Below are 17658 nucleotides of genomic sequence, written 5' to 3' on the forward strand. Positions count from 1 at the left end.
GTGCCTTGTGCCTGTTGCCTTTTCCCTAAAACACATCACTTAAATTTTAGCTTTCGGCGGTGGGCTTTGGAAAAAATGCATGTCCGTGGTCGTTAATAACATTATAACACTCTGTGCCTTGTGCCTGTTGCCTTTTCCCTAAAACACATAAATCAAATCTAATTTTGCACTAAAATACTTATTATTTCTTTCTATAATTTTTACCAATACCTTTAAAATACGCACTTGAGGTTTTCTTTGATTTAGAATCCTTTACGCTTGACTGTAATTTTTGTTGAGATTCGCTGACAATCAAAATTCTTCCATCAAGTTCACTTCCATGAAGCGCTTCGATAGCAACCTTAGCTTCCTCTTCGTTGGGCATTGTTACAAAACCAAAGCCTTTACTTTGACGAGTGATTTTGTCGATAATAATTTTTACAGATTCCACCTCTCCGTGAGTTTCAAAAAGGGCTTTCAAACCCGCTTCCTTCAACTTAAAAGGAAGACTGCTTACATATATATCCATTTGTTTTGAATGATTTTACGTTAAAAAAAAGTTTTAAATTAAAGGGCAAAATAAGGCTTAATTAGACTGCATTAGGCAGAAAACCTTCTATTTTGCCATGTGTCCATAGCTGACTGCCGAAAAGCCTGTACTCGCCTAAAGCGTATTGCTTAGAGCCTAGGGCATGATATTAAAATAATGCCTTGAACTTACCAGGTAGCGGTGTTTGAAAATTAAGCACCTCTTTCGTAACGGGGTGAATAAAGTTCAATTCCCATGCGTGTAAGCCCAATCTTTTGATAGGATTTACTTTCGAGCCATATTTGGCATCGCCAATCACTGGGTGACCGAGGTCTTGCATGTGAACCCTCACTTGGTTTTTACGACCAGTTTCTAGCTTCACTTTCAAGAGCGAGTAATTGCTATTGGACTTGATAGTTTCGTAATGAGTAATTGCTTTTTGCCCATTATTGGGGTTTTGCGAGGAGTACACAATATAAGCCTTACTTTCTACCAAATACGATTCAACAGTGCCGTAGGGTTGTTTTGGGCGTCCTTCTACCACGGCCGCATACACACGCTCTTTGGTTTCGTGCCAAGATTCCTGCAAAAGTTTTTGAATTTTTTCGCTTTTGGCATAAATCATAACCCCAGAAGTCTCACGGTCGAGGCGGTGAACAATAAAAATACGATTAGCAGGGTTATCTTTTTTGACGTGATTACTCAAAATCGAGTAGGCGGTTTGTTCCTTTTCACGATCAGTTGCAATCGACAGCAAGCCTGCATCTTTGTTGATTACAATCAAATACTGGTCTTCAAAAATAACATTCAGTCCTTTATAAGGTTTTTCTTGATGTGACTTCAAAGCCTTTATCTGAACTTCTTGGCCAACAACTAAAGGGTGGTTAAACTGCGAAATGGCTTTACCATCAACTAATACTTGTTTGTCACGAAGAAGACTCTTAATATTAATTCTACTTTTATGAGGCATTTTTGCAATCAAAAATACCATCAACTCGGTATTCTCAGTCACTTGAAATTTAGCCTCAGAAGATTTGGCGGGAGCACCTTCTGGTTTGGGGCTCCATTTATTTGGTTTCATGGACATTACTTTTACGCTCAATCTCTCTGATAGTTTCGATATAAAGCTCCTCGACTTTTTGTCTAGCCCAAGGCGTTTTACGCAAAAACTTCAAACTTGATTTTACACTTGGATCAAAATTAAAACAGCGTATTTCAATGAGTTGCCCCAATTGACTCCAGCCATAATAAGCTACCAAATGATTAATAATCATTTCGAGCGTGATGCCATGTAAGGGATTATTTACTTGCTGATTCATAAGTACAAAGGTATGAATATTTTAGCGAATCGCCTTATAACATTACGAATGCTATCGCCGCTAATGTCATAATCAACATCGTCAAAGCACCCATAAAGTTGTCTAGTCTTGTATTTGTAAATCGTCCCATTATCGTTTTGTTATTACTTATATGTAAAATAATAGCAATCAAAATCGGTGCAATTATGCCGTATAACACAGCTGTATAAATCAAGGCTTTGATAGGACTAATTCCGATAATATTGACAAAAAGCCCCACAAGCATCGACACAATCAGGGTTATATAAAATCCTTTGGCTTCATGAAATTTTTTATCCAAACCTTCTTGCCAATCAAAAGCCTCCGCAATCATATAGCTCAAGGCCCCCGAAAGTACAGGCACCGCCAACAAACCCGTTCCAATTACACCAACGGCAAACAACAAATAGGCATTGTCACCAGCCAAAGGTTGTAAGGCTCGTGCAGCTTCCTCTACCGTATCTACATGAAAAATACCTGCCTGAAACAACACCACACCTGTAGTAAGAATGATAAAAAAGAAAACTACATTAGTCAGTAGCATTCCCCACTTAACATCGCTTTGCATAGAATGAATCACTCGTTTGTCAACTACTAGATGTCGTTGTTGGATTTCTTCGACCTCCATTGAGGCTTGCCAAAAAAATAAATAAGGAGAAATAGTAGTACCTAAAATTCCTACTAAGGCAACAAAGTAGTCGGATGAATATTCGATTTTGGGGATAAAGGTGTCGTGCAAAACGCCCAACCAGTTGATTTTTAGCATGAAAGGTATGGCAATATAACTAAATAGCACTATACAGAGCCATTTGAGAATCATAGCAATACGACGATAAGATAGAAAAACGATGCTGAGAATAAGTAAGATTGTAAAACTAATCGAGCAAATAAATACTGGTATATTAGGAAAAATCAAATGCCCGACTGCTCCCATTCCAGCTATATCTGCCCCAATGTTTAGAATAATTGAGGGAATACTGACCAGCAAAATGAGATATAGAATGTAGGGAGGATAATACTTTTTGATGGTGCCCATCAATCCATGACCACTCACCAAACCAATTCTGGCACACATCTCCTGAATAGATACCATCAAAGGATAAGTGATGATGGCTGTCCACAAAAGTTTGGTTCCAAACTGTGCTCCCGCTTGCGAATAGGTGGCAATTCCTGAAGGGTCATCGTCGCTGGCACCCGTGATAAGTCCGGGTCCTAAAACTTTCCAGAATGAAATAATTTTTTTCTTAAAGGTTGTCATTAGGTTTTGTATTAAATGTCTTCAGATAGTACGGTAATTTATAAAATATCTTTCGAGAAAATCTCTTAGATGAAGTTTTTCAATAAAATAAAAAAGGTCGACTTTTGGGGTCGACCTTAATAGAAGAAGTAAAGATTGTCAAAAGGTTTAAAAACGTTGAATTATGGCAAATTCAACAAGAACCCAATCGTAAAGTTGGCATCCCAGTCAAAAACAAACTTCTTACAGCCAGTAGTTTCAGCAATATTTTTATAAATATTCAAACCAGCTTTTGACTTAGCATTATCAAGCTTATAGGCTGATGGAGCATCCAGTACAGTGTAGCGTTCGGTACCCTTACGCACAGCCTTTGCCAATTCGAATGGTACACCACCAATGATAAAGCAAGTTTCACGATTGGCCGAAGGAATCTGTTTTGACTTTGCCGAAATTTCTTTTGCTACCGTTTCGTCATCAATACTATTTTGGAAATACTTTGCACCATAGGATTCTAGGGAGCGAATCGCAGAGCCTTCATGCCAAGAAATCTTGGTGTTGGCCGAACCAATATCAACTACGAAAGAGTTATCTGCAAATTCTTTGGGCTGTACCACTTTTAATCCCAAAACACCTTCTTGTTCAGGTGTCACCGTATTGACATAGTAATTGAGCGACTTGAGTGCCTTAATAATACGTTGAGTAATCTCTGCTTTCAAGGCTCCTGAGCTAACTACAAAATGGATTTCTTTACCTCCAACGCCGTAATCAAGCATATTTCCAATGTACTTTTTCAAGCCAGTGCGTACATCTTCATCGGTTGCCATATTCTCGGTTACGAGGCTATTGCCAAATTCAGCCTTTTCGAGTTTCCAGTTTTTGTCTTTGTCAATACGAACAATAAATGAATTGAAACCGCTTGCGCCCAATTCTACCACACCTTTAAGCTTTCCGGCAATTGGCACAGGAGCAGTATAATCAAAAGAGGGCTTGGCCGAGTCTACGGCCTCATCATTGCTGTTGCTACTCGCTTCGTCCGAACTTTTGTCTTCCGCAGGCAAAGTGCTCGATGTTGTCGACGTAGTTTGAGTAGAATCAGTGGTCTTTAATTTTTTGAGTAACTCTTGACCTCCTAATTTGGAGAATCCGAAGTAAAAGGCCGCTACTACAAGGGCAGTGATAATTAATCTACCAGCTACTGTAAGACGTTGCATAGGAACAAGATTTAGATTTGAAAATTAAAGGCTTATTGCCAAACAATGTTTTGTAATAGTACAAGATACAAAATCGTTTGACAAAGTTTTTGGGTTTTTCGGTTAAAAATTAAGATAGTTGGCTAATTGAAGGGTAAATGTATAACTTAATTTGATGTAAGTAAAGAGAAGTTTTTAGGCAACAGGCACAAGGCACAGAGTGTTAAATCGTTTTTTTAGTGAGGATAGATATATTTTTGCCGAATGCCCAAAGCTGAAAGCCGTAAGCTCAAAAATTAAATCTACTTACTTGGGTAACCTGATTATTGGACAAAATGAGAAAAGGTATTTAGACTTTTTTAATGAATGTTTAAAAACAGTTTTAAATCGTTCAAAAAATGAGTTCAAGACTTAGTCTTGAACTAGTATCTTCAAATTTGTCCAGTAATCAGACTATTAACTTCTTTTTATATTAACAACAGTTTTATTGGATAGACTATTGGCTAAAATACTACTTATAACTCAGCGGAATGGAGTAAGATTGATTTGATAGAGTTGAAATAGTAATGTTTTTGCTTACGAGTTCATAATTTGAACCTTTGGCAGTAATAGTAAAACTGACAGGGTGCTGGAGGCTCGGTTTAGCTTTTGGAGAAATCACTAAAGACAAAAGGTTTCCTATAATTTTATGGTTTTTATGTTGTAGGTCACTAAGTATTAGGTTTTTGTCTGGCCCGGATATAGCAATGGTGAGATTTTTAGGAAATACGATATTAGGATGATCGGCATCTACAAACTCAATGAGAATTGGATTATGCAAATTGCTTGTATTTTGTGGAAATTGGATGTGGTTAAAAGGATTGATATTTTGGCAACTTAAAAATAAGAAAGGAATGACAAGTAATGCGAAACCGCCACGAGTTACATAAGCGATAGACGTTTTCATGAGTTCAGGTTTTATTTAGTGGAAAGCGAAACAAACGCCATCAAGTAATAAAGTCTTTGTGAGAATTGTTACTTGATAGCGTTTTTGTATCTATTTACTGACAATTATTGAGGGGATAAATAATTGTTGCGTTGACTTCCCCAGTTTTTATGTCAATTGGGAAAGAGCCATTCAGACCTGTTGACGAAACGATGGTAGCTTTATCTCCGTTAATCGTAACTTCTCCAGAGAAATTGATACCATTGTAGGTGGCAGTCAAAGTATATTTTACGCCTTTCTTCATACCAATAATGGCTTTGCCTCCCACTACGCTGACTAACTGTTCTGTATTGGTATCATCTACGAGTTTTACCCAAACGGTAGGTTTGATACTGATATTTTTGCTAATACAAGCCGCTGTAAAGTCAAGATTTACTTTTACTGCATCAGATTCGGTATCAGTGGTTGTTGTTGATGTAGGCGTATCCGAAGCTGTCTCTTTAACTTTTACATCTACTATTACTACAGCGTTATTACAAGACTTAAAAGATTTAGAGCCACCTCTTGAAGTAGTATTTGGGGAGGTACTAACAGGAGTAACAACAATACGTCCTGTATAACCACTAGGTATTCGTCTTAATTTAATAGCATAACTTGCACCATTAGATATTTTAAAATTGTTTATGCTCTTACTGAACCTTGCTTTTCCATTTTTAGAGTATGTAATCTTTGCACTAAATTTGGAAGAGCCGTGTCTAACGTCAGAATTTACTTTTATTTTGATAGTTTTGGAACTACAAGTTTTGCCTTTATAGTTTTTAGCAACTGTCCATACCGACAAATGGGATACTTTAAAGTTGGCAACCAAATTTCCATTGGCATCTTTTGCAATAGTGGCAACGCCTTCCTCTGTCCATTCATCTTTCGCTTTATCATAACTCCATACAGGAATTTGATCGCCTACATTCATGGGAGCTTCTGTTTCTGGGTCTTCATAGCTTGGATTAAGAGAAAGTGTTACATCCAATGGCGTTGAGAAACTTTTAACATTTTTGCCTCCAGCAGTCATTTCAATGTCCACAAAACCTGCTGATAGGAATGTCCCAAAATCAGTAGTTCCATCTTTGTACTTAATGGTATTCCCTTCGCCTTCGTTTGGTAGGCTATTGGCTGCTTCTTCTGTACCTGTTCCGTATTGCACAATGGTACTCGATACGTTGGTAGCGTTAATCACCAAACCGTTTTCATCTTTTACTTGTGTACCAGGTGCAATAGAGATTTTGGCTACCTCTGGCTTTGAAGATGTAGCAGGAACAGTAATAGTTTCGCCAGTGGCTAATAAGGTTGTTTTCGAAACAGCGCCAACGCCATCTGGTAATGCATTAAGGTTTGTCAATGGTACTTCGTAAGTAGCACTTTCCAAATCGGTTACTACTATACTGTAGTTGGTGGACACGTAATTAGGACCTTTGACAGAAACTGTAAATTCTACTGGGGCACTTTCGGTTGGGTTGGCATTTTGTCCTAATACTACCGAAAGCAAATTACCTGCTACCTTAAAGTCTTTTCCTCCAAGATCTGTAAAAACAAGGTCTTTGCCAGGCCCTGAAATTGTTACAGTTAAATCGTTGGGTAAAGTTTTACTGTTGGGATTGGCATCAACAAACTCAATCAAAATAGGAGATTTATAAACGTTGTTGTTGACAGTAAGCTCTACGCCTTCAAGTGGATTAATTTGCTGGCAGCCAACAGTAAGAGCTAGTCCAAGCGAAAGAAGTACCGCAGGACGGAATATAGAAGTAAATATTTTTTTCATCAGAAATAAAAAGAAGATGGATTAAAAGAGAAAAGTTTAGTCTAGTCTGATGGCTAACCTCAGATTGACAACTGGCCAGTATTTCCAGTCTTTCATGTTTTCTTGAACTTTGGCTTGTTGTTCGCTCATACTGCTTAGTCTTTTATCACCAGTTAAGGTAACTTTAGGTGTTTGGGTATAATAAGAACCTACTTCAAAGCCAAAACCAACTCTTCTTTTAGGAACAGTTCGCCCAAAGCCAATGCCAGCAAAAGGCGCATATTGTTTGCCATAATCTACTGTAAACTGTACATTCCCTACTTCTTCGGGGGTAAAAGTCGTACTTCCAAATTTGTAAGTGCCTGTTGGTGTTACTACCAGCGCAATTTGCCCTTTATCAAAATATGAAACCCCACCAATTAGTTTGAAGCTACTTTTTTTGAATGGATGATATTCAAAGGAAAGACTAGCAATAGATACGTTGGCGTCTCCTCCCAACTTTACGTCTTCACCCGAAGTTTTGGCAGTCGTGTTAGTGTTGTATTTGAAATAGCTATAGCCCAAACGTGCAGTGATTTTTGGACTGATGGCATAGCCAATATCTACACCTGGGGTAGTGCCAAGGTTTAAGCTAAGACCTAATTTATGAGAAGAGCCACTTGGCGTTTGGGCTTTTGTTACATTGCTGTAACTAATGAGACATACATAAAGAAGGAATAAACTAAACGTAGTTTTTTGTTGCATAAGTTTTTACTGAATTTTAGAAAACATACATGATTATTAAAGTATTTACGATGGTGTATATAGGAGGAGGTATTACGAGAAAAGGAATAATGATTATATAAACTTTGAGAGGTGTCAAGTTGGTTTTGCTAGTCCGTCTGAATCAATTTTGAAAAACTCATTACTATTAGGCGTCAGGCACAAAGTGAATATTTAGTCAAATGACCAACATCTCTTTCGTTGTAAAACGCTTTGTGCCGTTGCCCTCAAGGTAGAGGTATTACCATAAATTTGTTCGTATAATCCTATATAATAAATTACTAAGTGGGTAAAATTAGATTTTGATTGTGTGCTTGCCTAATGCCTACGGCTTATTGCCTAAAGCGTAAAATGTAACTCACAACTCATAATTCTGCATTACTACTTATGTGTGTTAGAGATAAGAAATTAGTTTAGTGAAAAAAATTAGTTGGGTTCAGGTCAAGTGGTTTGTATTTAGGAAACAATTGCTTTGAATCTACAAGCATAAAGCATATTTGTCGTACCAAAGCTTGACAAGATTAGCAGGACAAATATGATAGGGAAGGATGGAATACTAAGAAAATTTGGGATGACAAAAAGTTGACAAAACGCCAACTTTTTCATAAACAGAAGCTTATCAATATCTTTTAATTTCTATCCAAGGTTTTTTTCCTTAAACGTAATCTAGTCTGATGTATCGTATTTTTGTTTACACCAATCATATTTGCCATTTCTTGTGTGCTCAAATCTAGTTTTTCGAGCATTAATAAACGCAACTCGGCATTGGTGAGATCAGGGTATTTTTCTTTAACAGATTGCATATAACCCGGGTGTACTTTTTCAAACATACGCTTGAAGTTTGTCCAGCCTTCATCGGTAAGAATCGTAGATGAGATAAGCTTTTCGAAATGCTCGCGTTGGTTGTCGGAGGCGTTGAGTTTTTCATTTTCTTGTCGAAGATTTTCAATCAGCTCCGACATATTCCGAAAATGATTAGTTTGCCAGGCAAGTTCTTTTTGGGCCGTTTCTAGCTCACTTTCTTGCTCGCGGTGTTTATGACGTAAGCGTTGGTGGTTGACATACACCAGCCATAAAATCAATAACAAAATCAAGATAATAGCATTGCGCAAATACTTTTGTAATTGCTTTTCACTCTCAATGGCTTTTACATGGTTGGCATATTTTTCTACTTCATAGCGCAATTGCATTTGCGATAATTTTTGGGCATCGTTCCTACGGTTGAGGCTATCTTGTAGTGTTTGTGCCAAATGAGTAAATCGTAATGCCTCCGCATAAGCACCTACTTTTTCGTAGTATTCAGATGAATATTTATAAAGTCGTAATGGTTTGAAATAGTCAAGCTTCCCATTGGGTTCTAATGAGGTTTTGATACTGTTAGCAAGCTTGAGAAGTGGAGCTACCTCCTTGATTTTTTTTAACTTTAACTTTACAGGAATCAATATCATTAAGGCATCAAATTCGGCTTGTTTTGATACAACAGTATCTAATGAAAGGCGCGATTTGATAAGCTGAAATCCTTTACTGGCATAAATTTCTCCTTCTTTAATTTTTCCCTGATCTAGTAATAGTGAAGCTATGTCGATAGAAGCAAAATTTAGCCAAAATTCGCTCCAATATTTGTGTTCGGGTATATCTGAGTGGAAGTTTTGATGAAAAGCTAAAATCCTTTTAGCATAAACCATCGACTTATCATATTCTTTTTTGTTTTTCCAGTAGGTTTGCAAATAACTTAATACCTGCGTGTAATGAAATCCACCTTCGATGGTTGGCTCGATATATCGTTCGGCGATGCGGAGATATAAATAAGCCTTATCAAAATCGCCCAAATCCCAAAGACATTTGCTAAAGTCAAACAAGATAGAGGCAATATTATAGTCTCTACACTTTTCAAACCCAAGCTCTTGTAATTGTTCCAAGGAGCGTTGCATCTCTACATAGTATTGTTCGCTCGAAATCCGTTGACCCAAATACAAACTATTCGTTAATGAGGCCGCCGCAATTAATGCTTCAACGTCATAACCTTGTTGAATGGCTGTTTTTTGCATCGCTTCCCACGACCCCAAAATACTCGCTGGCTTACCTTTGGGAAACTTGAAATTAGCTTTATTTCCAACTAACGCCAGATAATAATCGAGTGCTACTTGGGTATGATAGTCTCTTTTAGAGTCTGCTACATCGACCATTTGTGCTACCAATGAAGATAATTGATTTACATCATCAACTTTCCAGAATGGATAATCATGTACATAGCGATAGCGCTGTGTGGCACTCATTTCCATAAATTCGTTCTTATTGAATACGGGTTGGGCAAGGCATAAGTTTGCTAAACAGCATACAAAAAGGGTTGTCGCAGTAAGATATAATTTTTTCTTTAGTGGTATGGGAAAAAGAAAGAGGCTTTTCATTCTAGAAATTGTTCTCTAAAGCAAGTGTGTTAGAACAAAGATAAGCTAGCTTTTTGGAATTGCGAATGATGGGCTATGAATTAATGAAGAATCTAGGCTATATCAGATTTTTGATGGAGGAGTGAGTTTGAGTGGTGAATTGTGAGTGGTGAATAAGGGCTTTCAAGCCATTGCGGATTTGGGATTGCGGATTTCGGAAATAAAGTAAAATATTTACTAGTTCAAGACTTAGTCTTGGACTCATTTTTTTAACAGTTTGAAACTGTTTTATAAAACTCAGTGAAAATGTCCAAACACCCGAATTACACTTTTACGTTTTGTCCAGTAATCAGGTTAATAGTATATTCGTTATTTGAAAGAGTTCATAATCAAAATGTTATAGTCGAATTGTGCCCTAGATATATTACTAAATTAATCTTTCTTACTACTTACGAAAGATATTTTAAAGAACACAACAATCTAATCAAAAATCCGATGTACTCTTATTCAAATAACAAATATACTGTTAACTAATAACTTACTATTTCCTAATAGCTCATTTCCACAATCTCTTTTACTACTTCTGGAGTAATATCACGGCGTTCGCCAAGGCCTTTCCAGCCTCTTTCGGTAAAACGCTTTTCGATAAACTCGCCAGTGTGAGCATAGTCGCTTGTGTATTCAGATAAGCGTGTTTTTACTCCTAATTCATGTAACCAAGCTACTGTACGTTCAATAGCAGCATTTGCTTTTTCCTCGATAGAACCTTCGGTAATATTCCATACTCGTTCGCCGTATTGTGCCAACTTTTCTTTTTTGTTGTCAAAACGATTACGGTATAGGTTCGGGAAAATAATCGCCAATGTCATAGCATGGTCGATATTGTACAAAGCCGTAAGCTCGTGACCAATCATGTGTGTAGCCCAGTCGGTAGGTACACCCTTTTGAATCAAACCATTAAGTGCCATAGTACAACTCCACATAAAGTTGGCAGCCGCTTCATAATTGCTCGGGTCAGCCAAAATCTTTGGAGCAACTTCAATCAAAGTCTGTAAAATACTTTCTGCAAAACGGTCTTGAAGCCAAGCATTAGCAGGATAAGTCATATATTGCTCCAATACGTGTGTGTAAGCATCTACAATACCATTGCGCAACTGACGCACAGGAATACTTTTGATAACTTCTGGGTCTAATACTGAGAATTTTGGAAACAAGCCAGGGCCGCCCATACTCAGTTTTTCTTGCGTTGCCACGCGAGTAACTACTGCGCCAGAGTTCATTTCAGACCCTGTAGCTGGTAAAGTCAATACTGTACCAAATGGCATAGCTTGTGTTGTACGGATAGATTTTGCCAAAATATCCCAAGGTTCACCTTCAAAGTCTACTGCCGCTACGATAAACTTAGTACCATCAATCACCGAACCGCCACCAACAGCTAATACGTAATCAAGCTTTTGAGTACGAATGATTTCTACAGCTTTCATCAGCGTTTCGTAAGTAGGGTTGGGTTCAATACCGCTAAATTCTACGACCTCATGATTTTTTAGTGCTTCAATTACTTGGTCATAAACGCCATTAGTTTTGATGCTGCCGCCTCCGTAAGTCATCAAGATACGTGCATTAGTAGGGATTTCTTTGGTAATGTTGGCTATTTGTCCTTTTCCAAAAAGAATTTTGGTAGGATTCTGCAATTCAAAGTTTAACATGTTTGGTTTTTGTTTAAAAAAATGAAAACGTAATCCTCAAGTCTGTAAATGCTTGAAAATGTTTACAGACCTAAGCTTTTAGTAAAAACACCATGGCTTGCGCAAAAGTTTCTGTGGCAGGACAGCCTTTGAGTAGTTTTGGGAGGCTTCCCCTTTTGTTATCAGTATTTTAAAGACGATTATTTAAGTAATAAGTGATCATGCAGGATAAGATTTAAGTTATTTGTTGAGGCAAAAGGCAACAGGCATAAGGCACAGAGTGTTCAAATGTTTTTTATCGCCTACAGCCATGCTTTTTTCCAAAACCCACCGCCGAAAGCCGAAACCTGAAAGCCCTAAGCATAATCTTAAATTTTATTTTGCCCATTAACTTAAGTAAAAGGAAAGATTAAATTAATAGTCTAATTACTTGACAAAATTGAAGTTACTAGTTCAAGACTTAGTCTTGGACTCATTTTTTTAACAGTTTTAAACTGTTTTTAAACATTCATTGAAAAAGTCTAAATACCTTTTCTCTTTTTGTCCAGTAATTAGACTGTTAACTAATAACGTTTTCCTACTTACAACTAATAATTCAGCACTAATACTTCCTACTGATAATCAAACTAAACTATCTAAACTCAATTCTTTCATGAAACAACTTTTTTTATGGGCTTGTGCTTCGCTTATAGGTGTGCAGTCTGTTGCACAAACCGATAAATTGTGGTACGACTCACCAGCCAAAGCATGGGTCGAAGCTCTTCCTATTGGTAATGGTCATTTGGGTGCTATGGTTTTTGGTCGTACAGGCAAAGAACTCATTCAGCTTAACCATACAGATTTTTGGTCGGGTGCTCCCAAAGATTGGAACAATCACAATGCAGCTCAGTACTTCCCTGAAGTAAAGGCATTGATGAAACAAAAGAAATATGCCGAAGCAGAGGAGCTTTCTAAAAAACTCCAAGGCGCATTTACACAGTCGTATCAGCCTTTGGCCGACCTGACTATGACATTTACGGACACGGCACAAGTGAGTGACTATTATCGTGACTTGGATTTGAATACTTCTACCACTCATGTTCGCTATAGCACGCCTAAGGCTACTTATGAGCGTGAATTGCTAGTTAGTTTTCCAGATAAAGCAATGGCTATGCGCCTGACTGCTAACGGCGGTCGTAGTTTGGGTTTTATGATTGGAGCTTCATCCTTAATGAAAAATAAGGTTTGGGTTGATGGTAATATCTTAAAAATTAGATTGAAAGCGCCTAAACACGTAGAACCCAATTACAGAGGAGGCTTCAAACCAGAAGAAGCTGTACAATACGACGATTGGAATGGCGAAGGAATGGAAGCGGAGGTTTGGGTACAAATCAAATCTGCCACAGGTAAGGTAAGTGTTAAAGATAATCAGCTGGTCTTGGAAAATGCCTCTGAGGCAGAAGTATATGTGGTAGCTGCAACAAGTTACAATGGACGTTTCAAATCGCCTGGTTTGGAGGGTTTAGAGCCTTCAAACCAAGCTGGAGAATGGATGCGTTTGGCATCAGGACGTTCGTATGAAAGTATCCGTAAAATGCATTATCAAGATTATCACGCACTGTATGGGCGTGTAGACTTGGCATTGGAAAGTAAAGGAACAGCCAATATCCCGACTGATAAGCGTATTGTCAACTATGCCAAAGATGCCGACCCACAAATGGTAGCACTCTTGTTTAATTACGGTCGTTACTTACTGATTTCGTCGTCTCGTCATGGTGGTCAGGCTGCTAACTTACAAGGTATTTGGAATAATATGGTACGTCCGCCGTGGAGTTCTAACTATACGACCAATATCAACGTGCAAATGAATTACTGGCCTGCCGAAATGTGTAACCTTTCGCCATTGACTGAGCCATTGATGAATTTGATTAAAGATTTATCGGTAAATGGGAAAAAAACGGCTGAACTACACTATAACCTCAAAGGTTGGGTAGCGCACCACAATACCGATATCTGGGGCTTAACTTCTCCTGTGGGTGATTTTGGTACAGGCGACCCTGTTTGGGCCAACTGGCAAATGGGGGCAGCTTGGTTGTGTAGTCATGTGTATGAGCATTATTTGTACACAGGCAACAAACAGTTTTTACAAGAGTTTTATCCAGTTATGAAAGGGGCCACCGAATTTGTAATTGGTTTCTTGGATAAAAACGATGCGGGTTATTATGAGTTAGCTTTTGGGGTATCTCCCGAAAATCAATATAAATATCAAGGAAAAAACTTAGCTATCTCAGCAGGAACAGCCATGGACTTAGCCTTGACTCGTGAGTTATTGAACAATTGTTATCAAGCAGCCAAAGCATTGAATCAAGACTCTGCTTTTGTGAAGCAGTTGGAAGAATTATTACCAAAACTTCAACCTTTCAGAATCAACGATAAAGGTAATTTGATGGAGTGGTCAGAAGATTTTGAAGAAACAGACGTGCACCATCGTCACTCTTCGCATTTGTATGCCTTGCACCCAAGTAATCAAGTAAACCCTTGGACTTCTCCTGAATTATTCAAAGCCGTAAAAAATTCATTATTGCGTAGAGGCGATGCAGGTACAGGCTGGGCTATGGGCTGGAAAGTAAACTTCTGGGCGAGATTATTGGATGGTGACCACGCAATGATTATCCTCAAAAACCTTCTGAGTCCAATCGGTTTCGAAGGGTACGACTATCATAGAGGAGGCGTATATCGTAACTTATTTGATGCGCACCCGCCATTCCAAATTGATGGAAATTTTGGTGCAACTTCAGGTATTGCCGAAATGTTGCTACAATCACATTCGGGCGCAGTACACTTATTACCAGCTTTGCCAAGTACTTGGCAAAAAGGACAAGTAAAAGGATTAGTAGCTCGTGGAGGCTTTGAGGTAGATATAGTTTGGGGAAATGGTAAACTTCAAAAGGCTACTATCTTCTCAAAATTGGGGGGCACTTGCCGTATTCGTTCTGAAGTACCGTTGAAAATCAAAGGGGCAAAACTAGCCAAAGGAACGGTGTCAAACCCGCTTTTGAAATGTATCGATGGCGCAAAACCTGTTTCGGTAGTTGGACAACCTTTGGCAACAGAAACCACCAAAAAGTACTACGAATATGATGTAGTAACTAAAAAAGGTGAAAAAATTATCTGTCAATAGTAGACTAAAAAAAAGTATCAAAAAAGCGGTCGGAAAATATTTTCCGACCGCTTTTTTGATGAAAAATTGCTAGATTTTACTCGGCTTAAGACGCAATCATTGCGTCTCTACTGCTATTTTTAAAATAATCGCTCAACCACTATTCACTCAATAACTCACAAATCCTCCATATTACCAGTGCTGTAATATTGGTAAATTTTCTTTTTCAAAAGCCAATCGTATTTGGCGATTTCTGCATTTTGTTGAATTGTGAAAAAGCTATTTTTAACCGATTCAAAATCCTTTATTTTCACTTCTCCTCGTTGTACCTTTTGTAAGGTAGTGTTAAAATATACCTGCCAAACTTGTAAGGTTTTTTGTGCTGCTTGGCATTGTAAAATAGCAGCCTCCAAATTATTAGTCGACAAGAGTGCTTCTTTGTAAATCTCAGCTCGTGCCGAAAGCATCGAGATATGTGCATTTTCGATATTAATGGCGGCTTGTTGCTGTTGGTATTTTCGAAGACCTCCTGTTATAATAGGCAAATTGATTTGAAAACCTATATATGCACTTGCTAGTTGTTTCCACTGAGAAAACAAGGAGGTTGTTTTATAACTATATGCGTAGTTGGGTGAAAGTGCCAAACGTAATTGCCCTTGCGAATACACAGGAATGGTATCGGTACGAACCAAATAAGCTTGGTCAACTTCACGAAAAAGGCTTGAAAATGGTAGTGAAACTCCTGCCGCTAACGAGATAGTAGGATAGGCACTGGCCTTTACCGCATCAAATTGCAGGGCTACAAGTTTCTGATTGAGTTGTGTTATTTTGGTAGAAGGATGCCAATAGGCCATTTTGTAAAATAAATCATATTCTCCCTTTTTTTGACCGATAGGTCTATCTACAGTAAATGTTTCGTCGTTTATTTCTGCGATTTCGATGCCCAAAGGGTCGGGTAATGCCAAAAGTGTACCAAGATTAATTTGAGCTGTTTTCAACTCATTTTTATATTTCGTCAAAGTAAATTCATCGTTAGCTACCTGAGCTTGCCATTCCAAAACGCTATAGGCTGTGTCGGGGTTGCTGGTATTGGCTTTTTGAAAAACGGCTAGTTGCTCACTCGAAATACCGAGCTGGCGTTCAGCACTTTTGACATAAACTTGCTGCAATAATATCTGAAAATAAGCCTGCGTGATTTGTGTGGCTATGGTAACAGTATTTTTTTGTTCTTGTAAACTCGCTATTTCTTGTTCAACGATACTTTGTTGGTGGGAGTTTTTTTTACGACCACCCGCCCACAATACTTGGTTCATATTGACCCCCATAATATTATTGATAAAGCCATTGGTGGCATATTGATAAGTAGTAGGGTCAAGCGAACGCCCCATAGCCAAGGACGGACTAACCGAAAACTGAACGGTAGGGTAGAGGTCGGTTTTGGTATAAATAGTTTTTTCTAAAGCTAACTCTTGGTTCAGTCGAGTTTGCTTGATTTGAAGATTATTGTTTTGAGCATGTTGGATACATTGATGCAGATTCCAAACCTTTTGCGCTCGGATAGGCATCAGATTTATTGCTAAAAAAGTCACAATGAGGAAAAATGCTTTCATAGGTCAACCAAAATGCAGGTGGTTGTGAATAGTCTAATAAAAAAGCCACCGACTCAGCACGTATACCTATCAGTGGCTTTAGCTATCCAATTGATTTTTAAAGTTTAAGGAGTTGTGGCGGGTAAAATATTTACAAGCAACTCCTTTTATGAAATTTACTTCTTGATAATCACAGCCGCTGATGGTGAAAGCCCCACATTAGCAAGGCCTCCAGTAACTGCTGTTGGAGCTGTTACCGTTAGATATTTAGACCCATTAGTGTTGTTTAGTAGATTGGTTGTAACATTCGTATTATTTGCTAGGTTTGTTCCCAATACTTGCGTGTTGCTAACATTCAGATTGGCTACTGTAGGATTATGAGATAAGGTATTGACTACAGCAGTTGTATTCAAACGTACTAAGTTATTCGTTGCCGTGTTTACATGACCACTTGTGCCAGAAACAGCTGTTAGTCCTCCATTCGATGGATGTGTAAGATTTGCGGTAGTAGACGTCACTACAGGTGCAGTAAGATTACCCACAACAGGATGTAATACTCCACCAAGATTGCCTGTAAGTGATTGAGCATCAGATGCTAAAATAGTTCCAAAAACTAAAGCTGATAAAATAAAGAGCTTTTTCATGTTAAAAAAGAGTTTTTGTAAATGTGGATTATATATATACTTAGGACAGCTCAGCTTACAATAAAGACAATACAAAATAACCCATGCCTAAGAAGGCATACTAGCGTTTTTTTAATTGTCTCACAAATGTTGGAATTCAGAAATATATACGGGACAGTTGAAATATTGGATTGCTAGGATTGATATTTTTTTAAAAATTTATTTGTCTATATTCTTGATTCTGTGGATTATAACAAAAAAATTAGCATTTCTAGAAGAATACACTTAATTTAGTCATTGATTATATGCGCTATCAATAATTTTTCTACATACATAAACAACAGCTCATTCACAATGAAAAACCTATTGCCCTGCTCACTACTTTTGATTACTTCCTTTTTTTTCTCTTGTAAATCAGAAGAAACTGCATTACCTGTAGATCGAACGAATGGTTTAAATACTGTAAAACAGTTAGAAAGAC

General features: G+C 37.9%; 15 protein-coding genes. 1 reads left to right on the top strand and 14 read right to left on the bottom strand.

Features of this window, described 5'->3' with window-relative positions:
• Positions 1-181: 181 nt before the first annotated feature.
• The 11 genes from ACOVQ4_RS22945 to ACOVQ4_RS22995 form a co-directional block, all read right to left on the bottom strand.
• On the bottom strand, positions 182-508 hold the full coding sequence (locus ACOVQ4_RS22945; RefSeq protein ID WP_421822914.1) for an RNA recognition motif domain-containing protein: 327 nt from the start codon (positions 506-508) through the stop codon (positions 182-184).
• 169 nt (positions 509-677) lie between these two features.
• Positions 678-1589: an RluA family pseudouridine synthase gene (locus ACOVQ4_RS22950; protein ID WP_421822915.1), complete on the bottom strand. Its 912-nt coding sequence runs from the start codon at positions 1587-1589 to the stop codon at positions 678-680.
• Positions 1576-1827 (bottom strand): VF530 family DNA-binding protein, encoded by a 252-nt coding sequence (locus ACOVQ4_RS22955; protein ID WP_421822916.1) that lies wholly within the window; start codon positions 1825-1827, stop codon positions 1576-1578. Before ACOVQ4_RS22955 ends, ACOVQ4_RS22950 begins: the two co-directional genes overlap by 14 nt.
• A 34-nt stretch (positions 1828-1861) precedes the next feature.
• Positions 1862-3103: an Nramp family divalent metal transporter gene (locus tag ACOVQ4_RS22960; RefSeq protein ID WP_421822917.1), complete on the bottom strand. Its 1242-nt coding sequence runs from the start codon at positions 3101-3103 to the stop codon at positions 1862-1864.
• A 161-nt stretch (positions 3104-3264) separates the two neighbouring features.
• Entirely contained in the window at positions 3265-4293 is a 1029-nt protein-coding gene (locus tag ACOVQ4_RS22965; RefSeq protein ID WP_421822918.1) for a hypothetical protein, read from the bottom strand.
• A gap of 490 nt (positions 4294-4783) precedes the next feature.
• Entirely contained in the window at positions 4784-5218 is a 435-nt protein-coding gene (locus tag ACOVQ4_RS22970) for a hypothetical protein (RefSeq protein WP_421822919.1), read from the bottom strand.
• 94 nt (positions 5219-5312) lie between these two features.
• The gene (locus ACOVQ4_RS22975) at positions 5313-7013 is read right to left on the bottom strand and encodes a hypothetical protein (protein ID WP_421822920.1); all 1701 of its coding nucleotides are present in this window, start codon (positions 7011-7013) and stop codon (positions 5313-5315) included.
• A 36-nt stretch (positions 7014-7049) separates the two neighbouring features.
• Complete coding sequence (locus tag ACOVQ4_RS22980) at positions 7050-7736, bottom strand: hypothetical protein (RefSeq protein WP_421822921.1); 687 nt, start codon at positions 7734-7736, stop codon at positions 7050-7052.
• Between the two features lie 647 nt (positions 7737-8383).
• Complete coding sequence (locus tag ACOVQ4_RS22985; protein WP_421822922.1) at positions 8384-10162, bottom strand: helix-turn-helix transcriptional regulator; 1779 nt, start codon at positions 10160-10162, stop codon at positions 8384-8386.
• Between the two features lie 97 nt (positions 10163-10259).
• Positions 10260-10406 carry a hypothetical protein gene (locus ACOVQ4_RS22990; RefSeq protein ID WP_421822923.1) on the bottom strand — a complete coding sequence of 49 codons (147 nt, stop codon included), beginning with the start codon at positions 10404-10406 and terminating at the stop codon, positions 10260-10262.
• Positions 10407-10689: 283 nt separating this feature from the next.
• On the bottom strand, positions 10690-11847 hold the full coding sequence (locus ACOVQ4_RS22995; RefSeq protein ID WP_421822924.1) for an iron-containing alcohol dehydrogenase: 1158 nt from the start codon (positions 11845-11847) through the stop codon (positions 10690-10692).
• 631 nt (positions 11848-12478) lie between these two features.
• Here ACOVQ4_RS22995 and ACOVQ4_RS23000 point away from each other — a divergent pair.
• Entirely contained in the window at positions 12479-14986 is a 2508-nt protein-coding gene (locus tag ACOVQ4_RS23000) for a glycoside hydrolase family 95 protein (RefSeq protein WP_421822925.1), read from the top strand.
• 155 nt (positions 14987-15141) lie between these two features.
• Here the strand turns inward: ACOVQ4_RS23000 and ACOVQ4_RS23005 are convergent, their stop codons facing one another.
• The 3 genes from ACOVQ4_RS23005 to ACOVQ4_RS23015 form a co-directional block, all read right to left on the bottom strand.
• The gene (locus ACOVQ4_RS23005) at positions 15142-16575 is read right to left on the bottom strand and encodes a TolC family protein (protein ID WP_421822926.1); all 1434 of its coding nucleotides are present in this window, start codon (positions 16573-16575) and stop codon (positions 15142-15144) included.
• A gap of 155 nt (positions 16576-16730) precedes the next feature.
• Positions 16731-17198: a hypothetical protein gene (locus ACOVQ4_RS23010; RefSeq protein ID WP_421822927.1), complete on the bottom strand. Its 468-nt coding sequence runs from the start codon at positions 17196-17198 to the stop codon at positions 16731-16733.
• A gap of 269 nt (positions 17199-17467) precedes the next feature.
• The coding region (locus ACOVQ4_RS23015; protein ID WP_421822928.1) for a hypothetical protein at positions 17468-17658 on the bottom strand (191 nt) is incomplete at its 5' end.

Source organism: Flectobacillus sp. (genome assembly GCF_049240685.1).
Classification (GTDB): domain Bacteria; phylum Bacteroidota; class Bacteroidia; order Cytophagales; family Spirosomataceae; genus Flectobacillus.

Bases quoted from the DNA above. Each gene is read 5' to 3' on its own strand.
- ACOVQ4_RS23005 (WP_421822926.1), bottom strand. From the start codon at position 16,575: ATGAAAGCATTTTTCCTCATTGTGACTTTTTTAGCAATAAATCTGATG.
- ACOVQ4_RS22950 (WP_421822915.1), bottom strand. From the start codon at position 1,589: ATGAAACCAAATAAATGGAGCCCCAAACCAGAAGGTGCTCCCGCCAAA.
- ACOVQ4_RS22970 (WP_421822919.1), bottom strand. From the start codon at position 5,218: ATGAAAACGTCTATCGCTTATGTAACTCGTGGCGGTTTCGCATTACTT.
- ACOVQ4_RS23000 (WP_421822925.1), top strand. From the start codon at position 12,479: ATGAAACAACTTTTTTTATGGGCTTGTGCTTCGCTTATAGGTGTGCAG.
- ACOVQ4_RS22990 (WP_421822923.1), bottom strand. From the start codon at position 10,406: ATGAGTCCAAGACTAAGTCTTGAACTAGTAAATATTTTACTTTATTTC.
- ACOVQ4_RS23010 (WP_421822927.1), bottom strand. From the start codon at position 17,198: ATGAAAAAGCTCTTTATTTTATCAGCTTTAGTTTTTGGAACTATTTTA.
- ACOVQ4_RS22965 (WP_421822918.1), bottom strand. From the start codon at position 4,293: ATGCAACGTCTTACAGTAGCTGGTAGATTAATTATCACTGCCCTTGTA.
- ACOVQ4_RS22975 (WP_421822920.1), bottom strand. From the start codon at position 7,013: ATGAAAAAAATATTTACTTCTATATTCCGTCCTGCGGTACTTCTTTCG.
- ACOVQ4_RS22960 (WP_421822917.1), bottom strand. From the start codon at position 3,103: ATGACAACCTTTAAGAAAAAAATTATTTCATTCTGGAAAGTTTTAGGA.
- ACOVQ4_RS22955 (WP_421822916.1), bottom strand. From the start codon at position 1,827: ATGAATCAGCAAGTAAATAATCCCTTACATGGCATCACGCTCGAAATG.
- ACOVQ4_RS22995 (WP_421822924.1), bottom strand. From the start codon at position 11,847: ATGTTAAACTTTGAATTGCAGAATCCTACCAAAATTCTTTTTGGAAAA.
- ACOVQ4_RS22945 (WP_421822914.1), bottom strand. From the start codon at position 508: ATGGATATATATGTAAGCAGTCTTCCTTTTAAGTTGAAGGAAGCGGGT.
- ACOVQ4_RS22980 (WP_421822921.1), bottom strand. From the start codon at position 7,736: ATGCAACAAAAAACTACGTTTAGTTTATTCCTTCTTTATGTATGTCTC.
- ACOVQ4_RS22985 (WP_421822922.1), bottom strand. From the start codon at position 10,162: ATGAAAAGCCTCTTTCTTTTTCCCATACCACTAAAGAAAAAATTATAT.